General features: G+C 73.0%; 19 protein-coding genes and 1 riboswitch. Of the genes, 14 read left to right on the top strand and 5 right to left on the bottom strand.

Translation table 11 applies throughout. The features are described 5' to 3' along the window. Positions 1-95: 95 nt before the first annotated feature. A complete protein-coding gene (gene purU, locus ABD774_RS10720; RefSeq protein ID WP_345040817.1) occupies positions 96-950 on the bottom strand; it encodes a formyltetrahydrofolate deformylase in 855 nt (284 codons plus the stop codon). A gap of 95 nt (positions 951-1,045) precedes the next feature. On the opposite strand from purU, the gene ABD774_RS10725 reads away from it, so the two are divergent. From ABD774_RS10725 to ABD774_RS21685, 5 genes are all read left to right on the top strand, one after another. Then, positions 1,046-1,576: a GNAT family N-acetyltransferase gene (locus ABD774_RS10725; protein ID WP_345040819.1), complete on the top strand. Its 531-nt coding sequence runs from the start codon at positions 1,046-1,048 to the stop codon at positions 1,574-1,576. A gap of 10 nt (positions 1,577-1,586) precedes the next feature. After that, positions 1,587-1,676: riboswitch (ZMP/ZTP riboswitch) on the top strand. A 55-nt stretch (positions 1,677-1,731) separates the two neighbouring features. Next, a complete protein-coding gene (glyA, locus tag ABD774_RS10730) occupies positions 1,732-3,030 on the top strand; it encodes a serine hydroxymethyltransferase (protein ID WP_345040822.1) in 1,299 nt (432 codons plus the stop codon). Then, the gene (locus ABD774_RS10735; RefSeq protein ID WP_345040824.1) at positions 3,027-3,914 is read left to right on the top strand and encodes a bifunctional methylenetetrahydrofolate dehydrogenase/methenyltetrahydrofolate cyclohydrolase; all 888 of its coding nucleotides are present in this window, start codon (positions 3,027-3,029) and stop codon (positions 3,912-3,914) included. The genes glyA and ABD774_RS10735 overlap by 4 nt, the downstream gene beginning before the upstream one ends. Before the next feature lie 218 nt (positions 3,915-4,132). Further along, the gene (locus ABD774_RS10740) at positions 4,133-4,948 is read left to right on the top strand and encodes an exodeoxyribonuclease III (protein WP_345040826.1); all 816 of its coding nucleotides are present in this window, start codon (positions 4,133-4,135) and stop codon (positions 4,946-4,948) included. A 128-nt stretch (positions 4,949-5,076) separates the two neighbouring features. Beyond that, complete coding sequence (locus ABD774_RS21685; RefSeq protein ID WP_425554524.1) at positions 5,077-5,529, top strand: ClpX C4-type zinc finger protein; 453 nt, start codon at positions 5,077-5,079, stop codon at positions 5,527-5,529. Between the two features lie 81 nt (positions 5,530-5,610). Here ABD774_RS21685 and ABD774_RS10750 read toward each other — a convergent pair whose 3' ends face one another. The 4 genes from ABD774_RS10750 to ABD774_RS10765 form a co-directional block, all read right to left on the bottom strand. Further along, complete coding sequence (locus ABD774_RS10750; protein ID WP_345040828.1) at positions 5,611-5,979, bottom strand: TraR/DksA family transcriptional regulator; 369 nt, start codon at positions 5,977-5,979, stop codon at positions 5,611-5,613. 105 nt (positions 5,980-6,084) lie between these two features. Next, complete coding sequence (galK, locus tag ABD774_RS10755) at positions 6,085-7,398, bottom strand: galactokinase (RefSeq protein ID WP_345040831.1); 1,314 nt, start codon at positions 7,396-7,398, stop codon at positions 6,085-6,087. After that, positions 7,395-8,624, bottom strand: coding sequence for a galactose-1-phosphate uridylyltransferase (gene galT, locus ABD774_RS10760; RefSeq protein ID WP_345040834.1), 1,230 nt, complete (start codon positions 8,622-8,624; stop codon positions 7,395-7,397). The genes galK and galT overlap by 4 nt, the downstream gene beginning before the upstream one ends. Further along, positions 8,621-9,454, bottom strand: coding sequence for a DeoR/GlpR family DNA-binding transcription regulator (locus tag ABD774_RS10765; protein ID WP_345040836.1), 834 nt, complete (start codon positions 9,452-9,454; stop codon positions 8,621-8,623). Before ABD774_RS10765 ends, galT begins: the two co-directional genes overlap by 4 nt. Before the next feature lie 210 nt (positions 9,455-9,664). On the opposite strand from ABD774_RS10765, the gene ABD774_RS10770 reads away from it, so the two are divergent. The 9 genes from ABD774_RS10770 (at position 9,665) to ABD774_RS10810 (ending at position 20,138) form a co-directional block, all read left to right on the top strand. Next, on the top strand, positions 9,665-10,228 hold the full coding sequence (locus ABD774_RS10770; protein WP_345040839.1) for a 2'-5' RNA ligase family protein: 564 nt from the start codon (positions 9,665-9,667) through the stop codon (positions 10,226-10,228). A 10-nt stretch (positions 10,229-10,238) separates the two neighbouring features. Beyond that, positions 10,239-11,360 (top strand): mannose-1-phosphate guanylyltransferase, encoded by a 1,122-nt coding sequence (locus ABD774_RS10775; protein WP_345040841.1) that lies wholly within the window; start codon positions 10,239-10,241, stop codon positions 11,358-11,360. A gap of 87 nt (positions 11,361-11,447) precedes the next feature. Next, a complete protein-coding gene (locus ABD774_RS10780) occupies positions 11,448-12,716 on the top strand; it encodes an amidohydrolase (protein ID WP_345040843.1) in 1,269 nt (422 codons plus the stop codon). Between the two features lie 255 nt (positions 12,717-12,971). Further along, on the top strand, positions 12,972-14,084 hold the full coding sequence (locus ABD774_RS10785; RefSeq protein WP_345040845.1) for a BMP family lipoprotein: 1,113 nt from the start codon (positions 12,972-12,974) through the stop codon (positions 14,082-14,084). Positions 14,085-14,214: 130 nt separating this feature from the next. Further along, complete coding sequence (locus ABD774_RS10790) at positions 14,215-15,795, top strand: ABC transporter ATP-binding protein (protein WP_345040848.1); 1,581 nt, start codon at positions 14,215-14,217, stop codon at positions 15,793-15,795. Continuing rightward, positions 15,792-17,123: an ABC transporter permease gene (locus tag ABD774_RS10795; protein WP_425554525.1), complete on the top strand. Its 1,332-nt coding sequence runs from the start codon at positions 15,792-15,794 to the stop codon at positions 17,121-17,123. The genes ABD774_RS10790 and ABD774_RS10795 overlap by 4 nt, the downstream gene beginning before the upstream one ends. After that, positions 17,120-18,412 (top strand): ABC transporter permease, encoded by a 1,293-nt coding sequence (locus ABD774_RS10800; protein WP_345040850.1) that lies wholly within the window; start codon positions 17,120-17,122, stop codon positions 18,410-18,412. Before ABD774_RS10795 ends, ABD774_RS10800 begins: the two co-directional genes overlap by 4 nt. 14 nt (positions 18,413-18,426) lie before the next feature. After that, on the top strand, positions 18,427-18,852 hold the full coding sequence (locus ABD774_RS10805) for a cytidine deaminase (RefSeq protein ID WP_345041023.1): 426 nt from the start codon (positions 18,427-18,429) through the stop codon (positions 18,850-18,852). Then, complete coding sequence (locus ABD774_RS10810) at positions 18,849-20,138, top strand: thymidine phosphorylase (RefSeq protein WP_345040853.1); 1,290 nt, start codon at positions 18,849-18,851, stop codon at positions 20,136-20,138. Before ABD774_RS10805 ends, ABD774_RS10810 begins: the two co-directional genes overlap by 4 nt. Positions 20,139-20,388 lie beyond the last annotated feature (250 nt).

Raw genomic sequence — 20,388 nt, forward strand, 5'->3', positions numbered from 1 at the left:
CGCAGGCGGTCGTACGGGACGACGACGGTGCGCCTGGGGAGACGACGGTGCGCCTACGGGACGACGGCGGTGCCTACAGAACCACGCAGTGCGCCTTACGGGAAGACGACGGTGCGCCGGCCGTCGAGCAGCACGCGGTGCTCGGCGTGCCAGCGCACGGCGCGGGCGAGGACCCGGCGTTCCACGTCCTGACCGCGGGCCACCATCTCCGCCACGTCGTCGGAGTGGGTCACCCGCTCGACGTCCTGCTCGATGATGGGGCCCTCGTCGAGGTCGGCGGTCACGTAGTGCGCCGTCGCGCCGATCAGCTTCACGCCGCGGCCGTGAGCCTGGGCGTAGGGGCGGGCGCCCTTGAAGCTGGGCAGGAAGGAGTGGTGGATGTTGATGACGTTGCCCGCGAGCTCCTGGCACACCCGGTCCGAGAGGATCTGCATGTACCGCGCGAGGACGACCAGCTCCACGTCGAGGTCGCGCACCAGCCGCAGCAGCTCGGCCTCCGCCTGGTCCTTCGTCTCCTTCGTCACCGGCACGTGGTGGAACGGCACGTCGTAGAACGCCGCGATCGGGGCGAGGTCGGGGTGGTTCGCGACGACCCCGACCGGCTCGATCGGCAGCCGCTGGAAGCGGTGGCGGAACAGCAGGTCCGAGAGGCAGTGCGGGTCCTTGGACGCCATGATCAGCGTCCGCACCGGCCGGCCCACCTCGTCGAGGGTGAACGTCATGGCGAAGGTGCCGGCGATCTCCTCGAGCGCAGCACGGACCTCGGCGAGCGGCGCCCGGGTCTCCACCTGCACCCGCATGAAGAACAGCCCGGTGGAGGGGTCGCCGAACTGCTGGGACTCGGTGATGTTGCCGCCGTGCTCGGCGAGCGCCCCGGAGACGGCGTGCACGATCCCGGGCCGGTCCGGGCAGGACAGGGCGAGGACGAGGTGCGCGGTCGGGGTGCTCATCCGTCGCAGGGTAGTCGGCCCGGTCGCGCGCGGGCGCCGCGTCCGCCGTTCGGGTACGGGCCACCGCGGGCGCGCTCTGATGCCAGACTGGGGGGATGGACGACGTCAAGATCGACCTCATCACCGAGGAGGGGGCCGGCGAGCTGCTCACCGTGCGGCGGGCCGCCTTCGTGACCGAGGCGCAGCTCTACGGTGACCCCAACCTCCCGGCGCTCACGCAGTCGCTCACCGAGCTGGTGGCCGACATCGGCCGGCCCGACGTCGTCACTCTCGGCGCGTGGATCGGCCACCGTCTCGTGGGCTCGGTCCGGGTGGAGCTGGAGGCCGAGCGCGCCACCCTCGGCCGGCTCGCCGTCGTCCCCGACCTCCAGGGCCGCGGGATCGGCACCCAGCTGCTCATGGCGGTGCTGCAGTACCTCCCCGAGCAGACCAAGGAGGTCTGGGTCTTCACCGGGCAGGACTCCAAGCACAACCTGGCGATGTACAACAAGGCCGGCTACGAGCACCAGTTCGACCAGCACACCGGCGACCTCACGTACGCCTACCTGCGGCGCATCCTCGGCGAGGACGGCCCGGAGGCCGACGCCGAGCTCGCCGACCTGCCGGAGCAGGACGCCCCCGCCTGAGTTGGTAGTCTCGTCGCGTCGCGACTGGCGCCAGCAGGTGGGTCACCACCGGGGAGCGGCACGAGCAGGATCCCCGAGGTCGTCCGCCTGGGCCGAGGGTCACCTAACGGAGTGCATCCACGCACGTGCCGTGCGTGACCGACAGCGGAGGAACCATGAGCCAGACCAGACCTGACACGTCCGTGGCGAACCAGAGCCTCGCGGAGCTGGACCCGGAGATCGCGGCCGTCCTCGACGGCGAGCTCGCCCGCCAGCGCGAGACCCTCGAGATGATCGCCAGCGAGAACTTCGTCCCGCGCGCCGTCCTGCAGGCCCAGGGGTCCGTGCTGACGAACAAGTACGCCGAGGGCTACCCCGGCCGCCGCTACTACGGCGGGTGCGAGCAGGTCGACATCGCCGAGAACCTCGCGATCCAGCGTGCCACCTCCCTCTTCGGCGCCGAGTACGCCAACGTCCAGCCCCACTCCGGCGCCCAGGCCAACGCCGCGGTGCTGCACGCGATCGCCACGCCCGGTGACAAGGTCCTCGGCCTCTCCCTCGCCCACGGCGGCCACCTCACGCACGGCATGAAGATCAACTTCTCCGGCAAGCTCTACGACATCGCCGCCTACGGCGTCGACGAGCAGAGCCACCGCATCGAGATGGACGCCGTCCGGGAGAAGGCGCTCGAGGCCCGGCCGAAGGTCATCATCGCCGGCTGGTCCGCCTACCCCCGCCAGCTCGACTTCGCCGCGTTCCGGGAGATCGCCGACGAGGTCGGCGCGTACCTGTGGACCGACATGGCGCACTTCGCCGGCCTCGTGGCCGCCGGGCTGCACCCGTCCCCGGTGCCCCACTCCGACGTCGTCTCCTCCACGGTCCACAAGACCATCGGCGGCCCCCGGTCCGGGTTCATCCTCTCCCGGGACAAGGAGGCCTTCGGCAAGAAGCTCGACTCCGCCGTCTTCCCCGGCCAGCAGGGCGGACCGCTCATGCATGTCATCGCCGCCAAGGCCGTGGCGTTCAAGATCGCGGCCGGCGAGGAGTTCCAGGACCGCCAGCGCCGCACGCTCGAGGGCGCGCGGATCATCGCCGAGCGGCTCTCCGCGCAGGACGTGCGCGACGCCGGCGTCTCGGTGCTCACCGGCGGCACCGACGTTCATCTGGTGCTCGTCGACCTGCGCAACTCGGCCCTCGACGGTCAGCAGGCGGAGGACCTCCTCCACGACGCCGGCATCACCGTCAACCGCAACGCCGTGCCGTTCGACCCGCGCCCGCCGCGCGTGACGTCCGGCCTGCGCATCGGCACCCCCGCGCTGGCGACCCGCGGGTTCGGCGCCACGGAGTTCACCGAGGTGGCGGACATCATCGCGACCACGCTGGTCAACGGCGCCTCCACCGACGCCGAGGCCATGAGGGCCCGCGTGCGCGCGCTCACCGAGTCCTTCCCGCTCTACCCGGGCCTGCAGCAGTGACGGCTCAGGTCCTGGACGGCCGGGCGACCGCGGCGACGATCAAGGCCGAGCTGGCCGAGCGCGTCACCGCGCTGAAGGCGAAGGGCGTCACGCCGGGGCTCGGCACCGTGCTGGTGGGGGAGGACCCGGGTTCGAAGGCGTACGTGGCGGGCAAGCACCGCGACTGCGCCGAGGTCGGCATCGCCTCGATCCGTGAGGACCTCCCGGCCGACGCGTCCCAGGCCGACGTCGAGGCCGCCGTGGAGCGGCTCAACGCCGACCCTGCGTGCACGGGCTACATCGTGCAGCTGCCGCTGCCGAAGGGCATCGACACGAACGCGGTGCTCGAGCTGATCGACCCGGCCAAGGACGCCGACGGGCTGCACCCGACCAACCTCGGGCGGCTCGTCCTGCGGGTGAAGGAGGAGGTCACCTCCCCGCTGCCGTGCACCCCGCGGGCGGTGCTCGAGCTGCTCGCCCGCCACGGTGTCGGCCTGGCGGGCAAGGAGGTGTGCGTCGTGGGACGCGGCACCACCGTGGGCCGCTCCATCGGGCTGCTGCTCACCCGCAAGGACGTCAACGCCACCGTCACGCTCACCCACACCGGCACGCGCGACCTCGCCAAGCACGTCGGCGAGGCGGACGTCGTCGTCGCGGCGGCGGGCCAGCCGGGGATCATCACGGCGGAGATGGTCAAGCCGGGTGCCGTCGTCCTCGACGTCGGCGTCTCGCGGACCGTCGACCCGGTCTCCGGCAAGGCGAAGCTGCGAGGGGACGTCGCCGACGGCGTCGCCGAGGTGGCGTCGTGGCTCTCGCCCAACCCGGGCGGGGTCGGGCCCATGACCCGGGCGATGCTGCTCGCGAACGTCGTGGACACGGCGGAGCGGCAGGCCGCGCAGGGCTGAGGGGGCGGGTCCCCGCGGGAGCGGGGGCGCCAGCCCGCAGCACCCGAACGGTGTGGCCTGCCTGCGCTCGGTGTGATGCCGCGCACCGTCGGGGAAGATCGCTGTCCGCCCCGGACACCGATCTTCCCCGGTGCGGGCGCTGTTCGTCGGCCTGTGCCGGCCGGCCGGTGACCGGGCCGCCGGCCGGGGATGTCGGCGGCATCGGCGAGGATGGACGCATGAAGATCGCCTCCGTCAACGTCAACGGCATCCGCGCGGCCTACAAGCGCGGCATGGGCAGGTGGGTCGAGGAGCGCCGGCCCGACGTCATGCTGCTCCAGGAGGTCCGCGCCACGGACGACGTCCTCGAGGCGCACCTCGGGCAGGAGTGGACCACCGCACACCACGCGTGCGACATCAGGGGGCGTGCGGGCGTCGCCATCGCCTCGCGCCTGCCCGCCACGGCCGTGCGGGTGGGCCTGGGCAACGGCGTCCCCGAGGAGCCGGTGGACACCGGGCGCTGGGTGGAGATGGACCTCGACGTGGCGGGCGCCGACCGGCCGCTGACGGTGGTGTCCGTCTACGTGCACTCCGGCACGGCGAACACGCCGAAGATGGACCTGAAGTACGCGCACCTGGAGAAGGTCACGAAGCGGCTGGGGGAGCTCGCCGAGGAGGCCCGTGACGGCCGGCGCGACGTCGTCGTCGGCGGGGACCTCAACATCGTCCACCGCGAGGTGGACATCAAGAACTGGAAGGGCAACCACAACAAGGCCTCCGGCGTGCTCGACGAGGAGATCGCCTACCTCGACAAGTGGTTCGCCGACGGCTGGGTGGACGTCGGCCGCAAGGTCGCCGGTGACCGGCCCGGTCCGTACACCTGGTGGTCGTGGCGCGGGAAGGCGTTCGACAACGACGCCGGCTGGCGGATCGACTACCAGCTCGCCACCCCCGAGCTCGCGGAGCGGGCGACCGACGCCGGCGTCGACCGTGCCGCCTCCTACGACCAGCGGTTCTCGGACCACGCACCGGTGGTCGCCACGTACGACATCTGAGCCCGGACGGTCGCCTCTCGCCACGCCGGACGAGTGGCTGGCCCCGCGCGTGACCCGGCTCTGTAAGGTGATGCCTGACAAGTCGTCAGGGTGTGCCTGACGATCGGAACCGTCCACGGGGAGCTGGCATGCCGGGAGCGCGTGAGAAGACGCTGATCTGCTCGTTCTGCGGGAAGCCCGAGAGGGAGGTCGCGAAGATCATCGCCGGTCCCGGCGTCTACATCTGCGACGTCTGCGTCGCGCTGTGCCAGGACATCCTGTCCGCCGAGGCGAGACCGTCCAGGCCCGCCGAGGCGGAACCGTCCAAGCTCGCCGAGGCGGGACCGTCCCGGGCAGCCGGGGGAGCACCGTCCCAGGCGGCACCGCCTCAGGAGGCACGTCTGCGGGTGTGGGACGAGATGAGCGCGGAGGAACTGCTCGAGCTGCTGCCGCGCATGGCCGCGGCGTCGGACCAGGTCGAGGGCGGGCTGCGCGAGTGTGTGGCGCGGCTGCGGGAGCAGGGCGTCACGTGGGCTCGGATCGGCGAGGCGCTGGGCGTGACCCGGCAGTCGGCGTGGGGTCGCTTCTCCGGCGAGGAGTGAGCGCCGGGCGCTCAGCGGGTCAGGCGCCTTCCCGCGCCAGGCCTTTCACCTGCGAGCGGCTGACCGCAGCAGCTGCTCGCCTCAGCGAGCCGCGGCTCGGGCGCAGGAGACGCAGAGCGTCGCGGTGGGCCGCGCCTCGAGACGGCCCGGCTCGATGGGGTTGCCGCAGTTCTGGCAGACGCCGTACGTGCCCCGGTCCAGCCGCTCGAGCGCGGCGTCGACCTCGCCGAGCGTGTGCCGCGCGCTCTCGGTGAGCGCGACCACCTGGGCGCGCTCGTAGCCGATGGTGGTGCCCTCCGCGTCGTGCTCGTCGTCGGCGTTGGCGCCCTCGCTCGCGGCGACGACCTCCTCGAAGGTGCCGTCGAGCGCCGCCAGGCGGGCCTCGGTGGCCGCGCGCAGCGTGAGGAGACGCTCCCGTGCCGTGCCGTCAGGCTTCTCGCCGTCCGTCATGCGGACACGGTACTCCGGCCGCCAGCCGGTGGGGCGAGTTTCCGCGGACGGCCCGGCGAAGCGGCCGCCGTCGTCTCGGGTCGTCGACGCGGGCGTGGGGCAGGCTCAGCCGGACGCTCGCCCCGCCGGGCCCGACGCCGTCGCGCGGAGGAAGGCGGGGTCGGCCAGCCCGGCCGCCGAGAACGCGGCGGCGACGGCGGACATCACCTCGCCCGTCGCTCCCGCCTCCACGAGGGCGATCGCCGAGCCGCCGAACCCTCCTCCCGTCATGCGTGCGCCGAGCGCCCCGGCCTCTCGGGCCGCGGCCACGGCGAGGTCGAGCTCGGGGCTGGAGACCTCGTAGTCGTCACGCAGGGACTCGTGCGAGGCGTCCAGCACCGCCCCGGCCCGCCTCAGGGCCGGGCCGGCCAGCCCCTCGGCGTCCCCGAGGAGGCCGACCAGCGTGCGCACCCGCTCGATCTCGGTGACGACGTGCCGGACCCGGCGGCGCTGCTCGTCGTCCGCCAGGCGCGGCAGGACCTCGTCGAGCGTGGTGGCGCCGCTCCCGATGTCTTCGGCCACCGCCCGCAGGTCCGGCACCCCGAGCACCGTCGCCGCGGCCTCGCAGACTTGGCGGCGGCGCGCGTACTGGCCGTCCACGAGGCGGTGCTCGGCGCGCGTGTCGATCACCAGCAGCTCCAGGCCCGCGGCGGTGAGGTTGAGCGGCACGTGCTCCACCTGCCCATCCCGGCAGTCGAGCAGCAGGGCGTGACCGGCCAGCGCGCGCAGCGCCGCCGCCTGGTCCATGCCGCCGGTGGGGGCACCCGCCACCTCGTTCTCGGCCCGGACGCACGCCGCGGCGAGACGCGCCCGGCCGCCGTCGTCGGGCGCCCCGGCGGGACCGGCCAGGCCGAGCCCTGCGAGGTCGTCCACCGCGACGGCGACGGCGCACTCCAGCGCCGCCGACGAGCTCAGCCCCGCACCGGCCGGCACGCACGAGTCGACGGCGACGTCCAGCCCGGGGAGCCCGGCGGCGAGGCCCTCGGCCTCCAGCGCCCAGAGGACGCCCGCGACGTACGCGGCCCAGCCGCGCACCTCGCCGGTCGTGCCGACGGGACCGACCGCGTCGAGGTCCACCTCGCGCGCGGGCCCCGGCTCCTGGGCGCTGACGAGGCGCAGCCGGCGGGTGCCCGGGCGCGCGGCGACGGCCACGTAGGTACGGTGCGGCAGGGCGATCGGCAGGCACAGCCCGCCGTTGTAGTCGGTGTGCTCGCCGACGATGTTGACCCGCCCCGGCGCCGACCACACGCCGTCGGGCTCGCCCCCGAAGGTGGTCGCGAACAGCGCGCGAACCCGGGCGGCGCCGGTGGCGTCGTCCCACGCGGGCTGCGGCGACGGCACGGCGGGCTGCGGGGAGGAACCGCGCGGGCCGCCGCTCACGCGCCCGGCTCCTCGACGTCGTCGGAGACGACCTCGCGCCACCGGTCGGCGATGCGCTCCGGCGTCGTGTCCGAGATCCAGGCCCCCATGCCGGACTCGGAGCCGGCCAGGTACTTCAGCTTCCCCGGCGCCCGGAGCACGGAGAACAGCTGCAGGTGCAGCCGCAGGTCCTCCCTGCCCTCACGGACCGGCGCCTGGTGCCAGGCCGCGATGTACGGGAGCGTGATCGGCTCGCCGGCGTGGCGCGAGCCCTCCGGGTGCGTGAAGAACCGGTCGCCCGCCTGCAGCACCCGCAGGTAGAGCCGGGCGAGATCGGCCCGCTCGGCGTCCGTCAGCGCGGGCAGGTCAGGCACGTCCCGGCGCGGCGCCAGGTGGATCTCCACGGGCCAGCGTGCGGCGGCGGGGACGTACGCCGCCCAGTGCTCGGACTCCGCGACGACGCGCCGGCCGGCCCGCAGCTCTGCCTCGAGCACGTCGCGGAGCAGGTTCCCCCCGGTGTGCTCGCGATGGGCCCGGGCCTGGCGCAGCATCGTCGCCGTGCGCGGGGCCAGGTAGGGGTATGCGTAGATCTGCCCGTGCGGGTGGTGCAGCGTCACCCCGATCTCCTTGCCCCGGTTCTCGAAGCAGAAGACCTGCTCGACGCCGGGCAGCTGCCCGAGCGCGGCCGTGCGGTCCGCCCACGCCTCGATGACGGTGCGCATCCGGCGCGTGCCCACGCCGGCGAGCGAGCCGGACGGGTCCGGTGAGAAGCAGATGACCTCGCAGCGTCCGGAGGCCGGCCGCGTGGGCCAGAGCTCCTCGCCGTCCAGGTGCGTGACCTGGTCCGGCACGCCCGGGACGGCCACCAGCGAGGGGAAGCGGTTCTCGAAGACGACGACGTCGTAGTCGGTGTCCGGGATCTCGCCGTCGGAGTACGCGGCCCCCGGCCGTGCCGGGGCGAGGGGGTTGGCGTCGGCCGGCGGGAGGAACGTGCGGTTCATCCGGTGGCTCGCCATCGGGACCCACTCGCCGGTGAGGACGTCGTACCGCATCTCGGGGGCGGTCGCCGGGCGCGTCGTGCCGTCCGGCCCGACGACGTCGGCGAAGCGGTGGGGGAGCGGCCGGGGGTCGTCCAGGCGGCGGGTCGCGCCGCCGGAGACGTACGGCTCGGAGTCGTCGAAGTAGATCAGCTCACGCCCGTCCGCGAGGCGGGTGGACGTGCGGCGCACGCGTGCGGTCCCGGTCATCGTGCCGCCTCCGTGCCGGCCACCTCGAGGAGGATGCCGTGCCGCTCGGCGGCCTCGCGGGTGGCGTCCCCGGGGTCGGCGTCGGTGACGAGGACGGCGATGTCCTGCACCGCGCAGAAGGTCCGCAGCCCGAGGACGCCCCACTTGGAGGCGTCGAGCACGGCGACCGGGGTGCGGGCGCTGGCCACCATCGCGGCGTTCGTCGCGGCCTCCGACAGGTTGGGCGTCATCAGGCCGATGCCCGGGTCGAAGCCGTGCGCGCCGAGGAACGCCCACTCCACCTGCAGTGTGCGCAGCGTGTCCACCGCGACGGGCCCGACGAGGGCGTCCGAGCGCGTGCGCTCCCCGCCCGTGAGGAGGACGGTCGGCGCGGGCCGGGACTCGGCGCGAGCCTGCTCCACCGCCTCGTGCAGGACCTGCGCGGCGGGCAGCGAGTTGGTGATCACCGTCAGGGTGCCCAGGTGCGGGAGCGTGGAGAGGGCCCGGGCGACGGCGAGCGTCGTCGTCCCGCCGGTGAGGGCGACGGAGTCGCCCGGACGCACCCGCGCCGCCGCGAGCTCGCCGATGGCGGCCTTCTCCGCCTGCTGGTGGGACTCCTTCGTGCGGAAGTACGGCTCCTCGGCGGCCCCCGCCGGAGCGACGGCGCCACCGTGCACCCGGTCCACCAGCCCGCGCGCGACCAGGTCGGTGATGTCACGGCGGACGGTCATCTCGGAGACGCCGAGCGCGTCGACGACCTCCGCGACGCGCACGCCGCCGTGCCGGGCGACCTGACCGAGGATGTAGTCCTGCCGCTGGCGGGCGAGAAGCGGGACCCCGTCGGTGACCATGACCGAAGTGTGCCAGCCCGACCAAAACCGCACAAGGTCGAACATCGCGGGTTCATCGCCCCGGCAGCGGGACGTCAGGCTGCCGGGTACGCGACGGCCGCCGTCCGGCAGGCGTGCCAGAACGTGGTCAAAGAGGTCCGTACCTGCCAAGATGTCCGGGTGCCGACGCCGACCCACCCCTCGATCCCGGGCCCCGGGAACTGCTGAGCCGTGCACCTACCGGAACGTCGCGCGGGCCAGGTGCGCATCGGGGTCGCGCTGCAGATCCCGCCGCCCTACTCGACCTGGCTGCAGGGTGTGCGCGCCCGCCTCCACGACCCGATGGCGCGCTCGATCCCGCCCCACGTCACGCTCCTGCCGCCGACGGTGGTGGAGGCGGACCAGATCGACGACGTCACCGAGCACCTGGCGACGATCGCCGCGCGCACCACGCCGTTCGTCATGGCTCTGAGGGGGGCCGGCACGTTCCGGCCGGTCAGCCCCGTGGTCTTCGTCAACGTGGTCCGTGGGGCGGACCGCTGCGAGGCGCTCCAGCGGGAGGTGCGCACGGGGCTGCTCGCCCAGGAGCTGCGGTTCCCGTACCACCCGCACGTCACGGTCGCCCACGACCTCGACGACGGCTCCCTCGACGCGGCCATGGAGCTGGTCGCGGACTTCGAGGCCACCTACGCCCAGGGCAGCATGCGCCTGTACGAGCACGGCGACGACGGCGTCTGGCGCACCGTCGCGCGCCTCGTCCTCGCTGGCTCCCGGGTCGAGGACCCGGTCTCGTAGGGTTGGGGCCATGCCGCAGAACCCGCCCGAGCCGCTGCACGCCATCGTCCCCGCCGGGGGTGCGGGCACCCGGCTGTGGCCGCTCTCGCGCCGTGGCGCGCCGAAGTTCCTCCTCGACCTGACCGGCTCGGGCCGCACCCTGCTGCAGCAGACCCACGACCGGCTGCGCGCGCTCACCGAGGGAGGCGGCGTCGTCGTGGTCACCGGCAGCGCCCACGCCCCCGCGGTGCTGGACCAGCTGCCGGACGTCGGCGAGGAGAACCTGCTCGCCGAGCCGAGCCCGCGCGACTCCATGGCGGCGATCGCGCTCGCGGCCGCGGTCGTGCGCCGCCGCCACGGCGACGTCGTGGTCGGCTCGTTCGCCGCGGACCACGTCATCGCCGACCAGGCGGCGTTCGAGCGGGCCGTGCGGGAGGCCGTCACCGTCGCCCGGGCCGGCTACGTGGTCACGATCGGCATCGAGGCCGACCACCCGTCCACCGCCTTCGGGTACGTCCGCTCCGGCGACCCGGTCGCGCTCGCGGACGGCACCCCGGCGCCCACCGCCCGCCACGTCCTCGGCTTCACCGAGAAGCCCGACGCCGCCACGGCCGCCGAGTACCTCGCGACGGGGGAGTACCGCTGGAACGCAGGCATGTTCGTGGTCCGGGCGGACGTCCTCCTCGACCACCTGCGTTCCCAGCGGCCCGTGCTGCACGCCGGGATCGACGAGATCGCCGACGCCTGGGACACCCCCGCCCGGAAGGCCGTGCTGGACCGGGTCTGGCCGACGCTGGAGAAGATCGCCATCGACCACGCGATCGCGGAGCCGGTCGCCGCGGAGGGCGGCGTCGCCGTCGTGCCCGCGGCGATGGGCTGGGACGACGTCGGGGACTTCGCCAGCCTGGCCGGTCTCGTCCCCGCCGGGGACGACGGGGTGCGGGTGCTGGGGGAGCGCGGCCAGGTCCTGGCCGACGACGCCGAGGGCGCCCTCGTCGTGCCCGGCACCGGGCGGACGATCGCGGTGCTCGGCGTCCCGGGCCTCGTCGTCGTCGACACCCCGGACGCGCTGCTGATCACCACCCGCGAGCACGCCCAGCGGGTCAAGGGGGTCGTCGAGAGCCTCGGCGAGGCGCGCGACCACCTCCGGTGACGCGCGCCGCCCCGGCGCGGCCACGCCGGGGCGCCGGCCCCGCACCGGGCGCTGCGGGCGGTCCGGCGGCGGACTAGGGTCGATCCCGTGCGACCCGTCCCAGCCCCGACCGGCTCGGCCGTCGCCCGGCGCGTCAACGCGATCGTCGCCGGGCTCGAGCCGGACCTCATCGCCGTGCGCCGGCACCTCCACGCCCATCCCGAGCCGGCCTGGATGGAGCACGAGACGACGGCGTACGTCGCCGAGAAGCTGCGGGCCGCCGGGCTCGAGCCCCGCCCGCTCAAGGGCAGCGGGCTGATCGTCAACATCGGCGCCGACCCCCGGGATCACGGCCGCCGCCGCATCGGCCTGCGCGGCGACCTCGACGCCCTGCCGCTGACCGAGACCTCGGGCCTGCCGTTCGCCTCCACCCGCGACGGGTACGCCCACGCCTGCGGGCACGACATCCACACCACCGCCGTGCTCGGCGCCGCCCTCACGCTCAAGCAGCTCGACGACGACGGCAAGCTCCCGGTCGGGGTGCGCTGCATCTTCCAGCCCGCCGAGGAGGTGCAGCCGGGCGGTGCCGTGGCGGCCATCGACCAGGGCGCGCTCGACGGCGTGGAGCAGATCTACGCGCTCCACTGCGACCCGAAGGTGACGGTGGGGCAGGTGGGCTCCCGCATCGGCGCGATCACCGCGGCCTCGGACACCGTCACCATCACCGTGACCTCCGACGGCGGTCACACCTCCCGGCCGCACCTGACGGGCGACGTCGTCTTCGCCCTCGGCCAGCTCATCACGACCCTGCCCGCCGTCCTCGGCCGGCGGATGGACCCCCGTGCCGGCGTCAACCTCACCTGGGGCGCCGTCCACGCGGGCAAGGCGGCCAACGCGATCCCGGCCACGGGGTCGGTCACCGGCACCATCCGGAGCCTCGACTCACGCGAGTGGCACCGGGCCGCGAAGATCGTCCAGGAGTCGGTGGACCACGTCGTCGCCCCCTACGACGTCGAGGTCTCCCTCAGCTACGCCCGCGGCATCCCGCCGGTGGTCAACGAGGAGCGCGCGGTGCGCGTGGTCGACGCCGCCGCCAAGGACGTCATCGGTCCCGACGCTGTCGTCCTGACCGAGCAGTCCCTCGGCGGCGAGGACTTCGCCTGGTACCTGACCCGGGTACCGGGGGCGCTGGTCCGGCTGGGGACCCGCGCACCGGGCGGACCGTCGTACGACCTCCACCGAGGGGACATCGTGTTCGACGAACGCGCGATCGCCATCGGCGCCAGGGTCCTCGTGCGCACGGCACTGCTCGCCGGCGACGGGCAGATCGGCGAGGGGGCCCGGACGACGGCGGAGGCGGCCGCGGCGGCGTCGTGACCGCCCCGGAATCGGGACGGGCCCGGCCGGATCCTGGGACTTTGGGCCCGGACCGGCCCCCTGAGCCGTTACCGCAAGTGAAACATTTCGGTAACGCTTTCCCCGAAGATCTCACGATGTGGCTCGCCCCGCGGGCCGGGCGGGTTAATGTCGGCCTGTTGACCGCCGATCCAGGACCGCGCGGACGGGTGCTCTCCCTGAAGAGCGTGCGACCCGGCTCCACGGGCCTCGGCCCCACACATGCAGGAGATACGCGTGAAGAAGAGCATCTACGCGACGGCGCTTGCTGCGACCGCCGCCCTCGCGCTCGCGGCCTGTGGCGCAGCGCCCGAGGACGAGCCCGCCGGCAACGCCACCGGTGACGGCGGCACCAGCGCGGCCGGGGGTGACAACGCCGACTTCCTCGCCTGCGTCGTCTCCGACCAGGGCGGCTGGGACGACCAGTCCTTCAACCAGTCCGCGTACGAGGGCCTCCAGGCCGCCGTCGAGGACCTCGGCATCGAGCAGGCGGACGCCGAGTCCCAGGCCGACTCCGACTACGGCCCGAACGTCGACTCGATGGTCCAGCAGGGCTGCGACCTGACCATCGGTGTCGGCTTCCTCCTCGAGGACCCGATCCAGCAGGCCGCCGAGGCGAACCCGGACACGAACTTCGCCCTCATCGACTCCGCGTTCTCCGGCCCGGACTTCGCGCCGGTCGAGCTCGACAACGCCAAGCCGATCCTCTTCAACACCGCCGAGGCCTCCTACCTCGCCGGCTACGTCGCCGCCGCGACGACCAAGACCGGCACCGTCGCCACCTTCGGCGGCATGCAGATCCCGTCCGTCTCCATCTTCATGGACGGCTTCGCCGACGGCGTCGCCAAGTACAACGAGGACAACGGCGCCGACGTCCAGCTGCTCGGCTGGGACAAGGAGGCCCAGAACGGCTCCTTCACCGGTGACTTCGACAACCAGGCCAACGGCCAGACCCTGACCGAGCAGTTCATCGCCCAGGGCGCCGACATCGTCATGCCGGTGGCCGGCCCGGTCGGCCTCGGCGCCGCGGCGGCCGCGAAGGCCGCGGGCGACGTGAAGATCATCGGCGTGGACTCCGACTGGTACGAGTCGACGGAGTACGGCGACATCGTGCTGACCTCCGTGGTCAAGAAGATCGGCCAGGCGGTCCAGGACACCATCACCGAGTCCGTCGAGGACAACTTCACCCCTGAGCCGTACGTCGGCACGCTGGAGAACGAGGGCGTGGGCCTGGCCCCGTTCCACGACTTCGACGCCGAGGTCTCGCAGGAGGTCAAGGACGCGGTCGCCCAGCTGCAGGAGCAGATCATCTCGGGCGAGCTCGTCGTGGAGACGCCTAACGCACCGTGAGCATCTGACCGCTGAAGCACCGTGACGGCCCGGCCCTGGTGGTCGGGCCGTCACACGCTCGCCCCCGGTACCGTGACGATGCGGTACCTGAATCGACCGGCGCCTGCCGAACCGGATGGAGCCCACGGACGTGAAGCTAGAACTGCGCGGGATCACCAAGGCCTTCGGGCCCCTGGTCGCGAACGATCACATCGACCTGGTGGTCGAGCCAGGCGAGATCCACGCCCTTCTCGGGGAGAACGGCGCCGGCAAGAGCACGCTCATGAACGTGCTCTACGGGCTCTACACCCCCGACGACGGGCAGATCCTCCTCGACGACAGACCGGTCACGTTCTCCGGCCCGGGCGACGCCGTCGCCGCCGGTATCGGCATGGTGCACCAGCACTTCATGCTCATCCCGGTCTTCACGGTGGCCGAGTCCCTGGCCCTGGGCTACGAGCCCGTCGGCGCCGCCGGACTCATCAAGGTCGACGAGGCCCGGCGCCGGGTGAAGGAGATCTCCGACCGCTTCGGCTTCGACGTCGACCCGGACGCCTACATCGAGGACCTCCCCGTCGGCGCGCAGCAGCGCGTGGAGATCATCAAGGCGCTCTCCCGTGACGCCGAGGTGCTCATCCTCGACGAGCCGACGGCGGTCCTGACCCCGCAGGAGACCGACGAGCTCATCGAGATCATGCGTCAGCTCAAGGCGAGCGGCACGTCGATCGTGTTCATCACCCACAAGCTGCGCGAGGTCCGTGCCGTCGCCGACCGCATCACCGTCATCCGCCGCGGCAAGGTCGTCGGCGAGGCGAGTCCTACCTCGTCGGAGACCGAGCTGGCCTCCATGATGGTCGGCCGCTCCGTGAACCTCGGCGTGGACAAGGCGCCCGCGCAGGGGGGCGAGGAGTCGTTCGTCGTCTCCGACCTGACCGTGCTGGACCCGGCCGGGAAGACGATGGTCGACCGGGTCAGCTTCGCCGTGCGCCGCGGCGAGATCCTCGCCGTCGCCGGCGTGCAGGGCAACGGCCAGACCGAGCTCACCGAGACCATCCTCGGGCTCACCGAACCGGTCTCCGGCTCCATCACCCTCGAGGGCGAGGAGCTCACCGGCCGGACGGTCAAGGAGCGGCTGCGGGCCGGCGTCGGGTTCGTCCCGGAGGACCGGTCCACCGACGGCATCATCTCCTCCTTCTCCGTGGCCGAGAACCTCGTGCTCGACCTCTACGACACCGAGCCCTTCGCCTCCGGGCTGGCGATGAGCCCGGCGGTGGTCCGCGAGAACGCCGAGAAGCGCGCGCGCGAGTTCGACGTCCGGCTCACGTCGACGGCGGACCCGATCTCCACCCTCTCCGGCGGCAACCAGCAGAAGGTGGTCATCGCCCGCGAGATGTCCCGCCCGCTGCGGGTCCTCGTCGCCTCCCAGCCCACCCGTGGTCTGGACGTGGGCTCCATCGAGTTCATGCACAAGCGCATCGTCGAGGAGCGGGACAAGGGGACCCCGGTCGTGATCGTCTCCACCGAGCTCGACGAGGTCCTCGCGCTCGCCGACCGCATCGCCGTGATGTACCGCGGCCAGATCGTCGGCATCGTCGACGGCGGTACGGACCGTGACGTGCTCGGCCTCATGATGGCCGGCGTCCCCCTCGAGGAGGCGCAGGTGCAGGCCGCCGAGCACAAGACCACCCTGGCCGCGGCCGACGCCGTCGCCGAGCAGGAGGGAACGTCGTGACCGACCCCGTCAACGAGAACCCGCAGACCGCGGCACAGCCCGGCGACGTGGTCGCGCAGGGCGAGCAGGTGCCGGCCCCGGAGGGGGCGCCCGGCTCGACGGTGCGCGGCAGCACCGGTGGCCGCGAGACGCGCACGGGGCAGTTCTTCCGGGAGCTGCTCTCGGGCAGCTGGCTGGTGTCGGTCCTCGCGGTGGTCGTCGCCCTGGTGATCGGCGGCGTGCTCATCGCGCTGGCCGACTCGCGCGTGCAGGAGACCGCGACCTACCTCTTCGCCCGGCCCGCCGACTTCTTCACGGCCGCCTGGGACTCCGTCTACGGCGCGTACCGGGCCATGTTCCGCGGCGCGATCTACGACTTCCGCGCCGAGACCTTCAGCCGCGCGATCCGGCCGCTGACCGAGACCCTCGTCTTCTCCGTGCCGCTCATCCTCGCGGGCCTGGGCCTGGCGGTCGGCTTCCGCGCCGGCCTGTTCAACATCGGCGCCCAGGGGCAGATCGTCCTCGGCGGCATCTTCGGCGCGTTCATCGGCTTCACGTTCGACCTCCCGGTCGTGCTGCACGTGACGCTGGCCGCGATCGGGGCCGCCCTCGGCGGTGCCATCTGGGCCGGCATCGCCGGTTTCCTCAAGGCCCGCACCGGGGCCAACGAGGTGATCGTGACGATCATGCTCAACAACATCGCCGTCTACCTGGTCGCCTACCTCCTGACCACGCAGGCGTTCCGGCTGCCGAACTCCCCGTTCCCGAAGTCACCGGACATCCCCTCGGACTCGGCCGCGTACCCGCTCCTGCTCGGGCCCAGCTTCCGGCTCCACGCCGGGTTCCTGCTGGCGATCGCGGCGACGTTCTTCGTGTGGTGGCTGCTCGAGCGCTCGACCATCGGCTTCGAGATCCGTGCGGCGGGCTCGAACCCGAGCGCCTCGCGCACCGCCGGCATCTCGGTCAACCGCGTCGTCGTGCTGACCATGGTCATCTCCGGCGCCCTGTGCGGGCTGGCCGGGTCGGCCCAGGTGCTCGGCACCGAGCGCGCCCTGACCGCGGGCGTGGCAGCCAGCTACGGCTTCGACGCCATCACGGTGGCCCTGCTCGGCCGGTCCCGGCCGGTGGGCACGTTCCTCGCAGGTCTGCTCTTCGGCGCGCTGCGCGCGGGGGGCGTGCTCATGCAGTCCACCACCCAGACCCCGATCGACATCATCCTCGTGGTGCAGTCGATCATCGTGCTTCTCATCGCCGCCCCGCCCCTGGTGCGCGCGATCTTCCGGCTCCCCGCACCGGGGGCCCGCCCGCGGGGTGCGCGCACCCCGGTCGTGAAGGAGGCGGCGGCATGAGTACCGCGATCACCGAGCAGGCCCGGCCGCAGCAGCGCGGGGACGTCGTCCTCAAGCCCATCAGCTGGCGCTGGCCCGTGCTGTACGGCGTCCTGACGATCGCCGCCCTGCTGCTCTTCACCCTCCTGCCCGGCCTCGAGGGCGAGACCATCTACCAGCTCTCGCGCGGCAGCGACTTCTTCCAGATCCCGAACTTCGCGGTGCCCGCGGCACTGACGAACTGGCTGCTGGTGGCCGTGATGGCCGTGCTGACGGTCCTCGCGCTCTGGCTGACCAGGAACCGGCGCGACGTGCCCAGGTGGATCCCCGTCGTCTTCGGGATCGCCTTCGTCCTGACGTTCCTCACCTACGTGGGCGCCGGCCGCTCGACCGTCATCCCGGTGACCACGCTTCTCTCCGGCGCCCTGGCGCTGTCCGTCCCGCTCGTCTTCGGCGCCCTGTGCGGCGTGGTCTGCGAGCGCTCCGGCATCGTCAACATCGCCATCGAGGGCCAGCTGCTCGGCGGGGCCTTCCTGGCCGCCGTGGTCGGCTCGCTGACCTCCAGCGCCTACCTCGGCATGATCGCCGCGCCGATCGCCGGTGCCCTCGTCGGCGTGCTGCTGGTCTTCTTCGCGGTGCGGTACTGGGTGGACCAGATCATCGTCGGCGTCGTGCTCAACGTGCTGGTGGTCGGCGTGACCAGCTTCCTGTTCTCCACGGTGCTCACCGAGGACAAGGCCACCTGGAACGCCAACCAGCGCCTGCCCGAGCTGCCGATCCCGCTGCTGTCCGAGATCCCCGTGATCGGGCCCGTGCTGTTCCGGCAGACGCTGCTCGTCTACATCATGTACGCGGCCGTGATCCTGCTGCAGATCTTCGTCTTCCGCAGCCGCTGGGGCCTGCGCATGCGCGCCGTCGGCGAGCACCCGAAGGCCGCGGACACCGTGGGCATCAAGGTCAACCGCACCCGCGTGGTCAACACCATCTTCGGCGGCGCCATCGCCGGCCTGGGCGGCGCGTTCTTCACGGTGGGCTCCGGGCTGGCGTTCGGCAAGGAGATGTCCGCCGGCCAGGGCTACATCGCCCTCGCGGCGATGATCCTGGGCAAGTGGAACCCCACCGGCGCGGTGGCGGCGGCGCTGCTGTTCGGCTTTTCCAAGAACCTCGGGAACGTGCTGTCGACCATCGGCTCGACCGTGCCGTCCGAGTTCCTGCTGATGCTGCCCTACGCCGTGACGATCTTCGCCGTCGCGGGCCTCGTCGGCCGGGTGCGGGCACCTGCCGCGGAGAACATCCCCTACATCAAGTGAGCGGAGAACCGTCCATGGGCACCGACGACGCCACCTGGGCCCTGCTGCGCGACCTCGCCACCGAGGCCATGACGCGGGCGTACGCGCCGTACTCGGGCTACCCGGTGGGTGCGGCCGCGCTCGTGGAGGACGGGCGCACCGTGTCCGGGTGCAACGTGGAGAACGCGGCGCTCGGCGTCACCCTGTGCGCGGAGTGCGGGCTCGTCTCCGAGCTCGTGCGCTCGGGAGGCGGTCGTCTCGTCGCGTTCACGTGCGTCGACGGCGACGGCCGCATCCTCGTCCCGTGCGGGCGGTGCCGCCAGCTCCTCTGGGAGCACGGCGGTCCCGAGCTCGAGATGCTGATGCCGGCCGGGGTGCGCACGCTGGCCCAGGTCCTGCCGGACGCGTTCGGCCCCGACTACCTCGAGAACCGGTCCCGAACACCTGGAGAACAGGCATGAGCGAGCCTTTCGACGCCGTCGACGTCATCCGCGCCAAGCGCGACCGCGAGGAGCTGAGCGGCGAGCAGATCGACTGGGTCATCGACGCGTACACGCGGGGCGTCGTCGCCGAGGAGCAGATGAGCGCCCTCGCCATGGCGATCTTCCTCAACGGCATGGGGCGGGCCGAGATCGCCCGGTGGACCGACGCGATGATCCGGTCCGGGGAGCGGATGGACTTCTCGGCGCTCTCGCGGCCGACGTCGGACAAGCACTCCACCGGCGGCGTGGGCGACAAGATCACCCTGCCGCTGGCTCCGCTCGTCGCGGTCTTCGGGGTCGCGGTGCCCCAGCTGTCGGGGCGCGGTCTGGGCCACACCGGCGGCACCCTCGACAAGCTCGAGGCCATCCCGGGCTGGCGGGCCGCGCTGTCGAACGAGGAGGTGCTCGCCCAGCTCGAGGACGTCGGTGCAGTCATCTGCGCCGCCGGCTCCGGGCTCGCACCGGCCGACAAGAAGCTCTACGCGCTGCGCGACACGACCTCGACGGTGGAGTCCATCCCGCTCATCGCCTCCTCGATCATGAGCAAGAAGATCGCCGAGGGCACCGGCTCGCTGGTCCTCGACGTGAAGGTCGGCTCGGGCGCGTTCATGAAGGACCTCGACCGGGCCCGGCAGCTCGCGGAGACGATGGTGGCGCTCGGCACCGACGCCGGCGTGCGCACGGTCGCGCTGCTCACCGACATGTCGACCCCGCTGGGCCTGACCGTCGGCAACGCCCTGGAGGTGCGGGAGTCGGTGGAGGTCCTCGCCGGCGGCGGGCCCTCCGACGTCGTCGAGCTGACGGTCGCCCTGGCGCGGGAGATGCTCGCGGGAGCCGGCCGGGACGACGTCGATCCCGAGGCAGCGCTGAAGGACGGGCGGGCCATGGACGTCTGGCGCAGGATGATCGCCGCCCAGGACGGCGACCCCGACGCCCCGCTGCCCGTGGCCGAGCACACCGAGGACGTCGTGGCCCAGACCGACGGGGTGCTGACGAGCCTCGACGCGTACGACGTCGGAGTCGCCTCCTGGCGGCTCGGCGCCGGGCGGGCCCGCAAGGAGGACCCGGTCCAGGCCGTCGCCGGGATCGAGATCCACGCGAAGCCGGGGGAGCGGGTCCGGGCGGGGCAGAAGCTGCTCACCCTCCACACCGCGACCCCCGAGCGTTTCGCGCGGGCCAAGGAGGCGCTCGCCGGGGCCGTCACCGTCGAGCCCGACGGTGGCGTCCGGGACCGCTCCATCGTGCTCGGCCGGGTGACCGCCTGACGGCAGGGAACCGGCGGCCGGAGCGCCGGCTGCCGGCAGGTCCGGCACGCGTCGTCCACCCTGCCAGGTCGCTCGCCGTCGGTACGTCCGGCGCCCCGCCGGGTCGCTCGCCGTCGGCACGTCCGGCACCCTGTCGTCCATGACCCACCCCGGCTGGCGGCACGTGCACCTCGGAACGGTCCTGGGCCGTCTGGTCCGTCCTGCGGCTGACTCTCCGCCAGCTGACTCTCCGCCAGCTGACTCTCCGCCA

Origin of the sequence: Georgenia daeguensis, from assembly GCF_039537705.1 — a bacterium.
Taxonomy (GTDB): domain Bacteria; phylum Actinomycetota; class Actinomycetes; order Actinomycetales; family Actinomycetaceae; genus Georgenia; species Georgenia daeguensis.

What these genes read in the sequence shown, in the direction of transcription:
- ABD774_RS10725 (WP_345040819.1), top strand. Translation starts at nt 1,046, where the DNA reads ATGGACGACGTCAAGATCGACCTCATCACCGAGGAGGGGGCCGGCGAG.
- ABD774_RS10800 (WP_345040850.1), top strand. Translation starts at nt 17,120, where the DNA reads ATGAGTACCGCGATCACCGAGCAGGCCCGGCCGCAGCAGCGCGGGGAC.
- ABD774_RS10805 (WP_345041023.1), top strand. Translation starts at nt 18,427, where the DNA reads ATGGGCACCGACGACGCCACCTGGGCCCTGCTGCGCGACCTCGCCACC.
- galT (WP_345040834.1), bottom strand. Translation starts at nt 8,624, where the DNA reads ATGACCGGGACCGCACGCGTGCGCCGCACGTCCACCCGCCTCGCGGAC.
- ABD774_RS10765 (WP_345040836.1), bottom strand. Translation starts at nt 9,454, where the DNA reads ATGGTCACCGACGGGGTCCCGCTTCTCGCCCGCCAGCGGCAGGACTAC.
- ABD774_RS10750 (WP_345040828.1), bottom strand. Translation starts at nt 5,979, where the DNA reads ATGACGGACGGCGAGAAGCCTGACGGCACGGCACGGGAGCGTCTCCTC.
- ABD774_RS10775 (WP_345040841.1), top strand. Translation starts at nt 10,239, where the DNA reads ATGCCGCAGAACCCGCCCGAGCCGCTGCACGCCATCGTCCCCGCCGGG.
- ABD774_RS10810 (WP_345040853.1), top strand. Translation starts at nt 18,849, where the DNA reads ATGAGCGAGCCTTTCGACGCCGTCGACGTCATCCGCGCCAAGCGCGAC.
- glyA (WP_345040822.1), top strand. Translation starts at nt 1,732, where the DNA reads ATGAGCCAGACCAGACCTGACACGTCCGTGGCGAACCAGAGCCTCGCG.
- ABD774_RS21685 (WP_425554524.1), top strand. Translation starts at nt 5,077, where the DNA reads ATGCCGGGAGCGCGTGAGAAGACGCTGATCTGCTCGTTCTGCGGGAAG.
- ABD774_RS10740 (WP_345040826.1), top strand. Translation starts at nt 4,133, where the DNA reads ATGAAGATCGCCTCCGTCAACGTCAACGGCATCCGCGCGGCCTACAAG.
- purU (WP_345040817.1), bottom strand. Translation starts at nt 950, where the DNA reads ATGAGCACCCCGACCGCGCACCTCGTCCTCGCCCTGTCCTGCCCGGAC.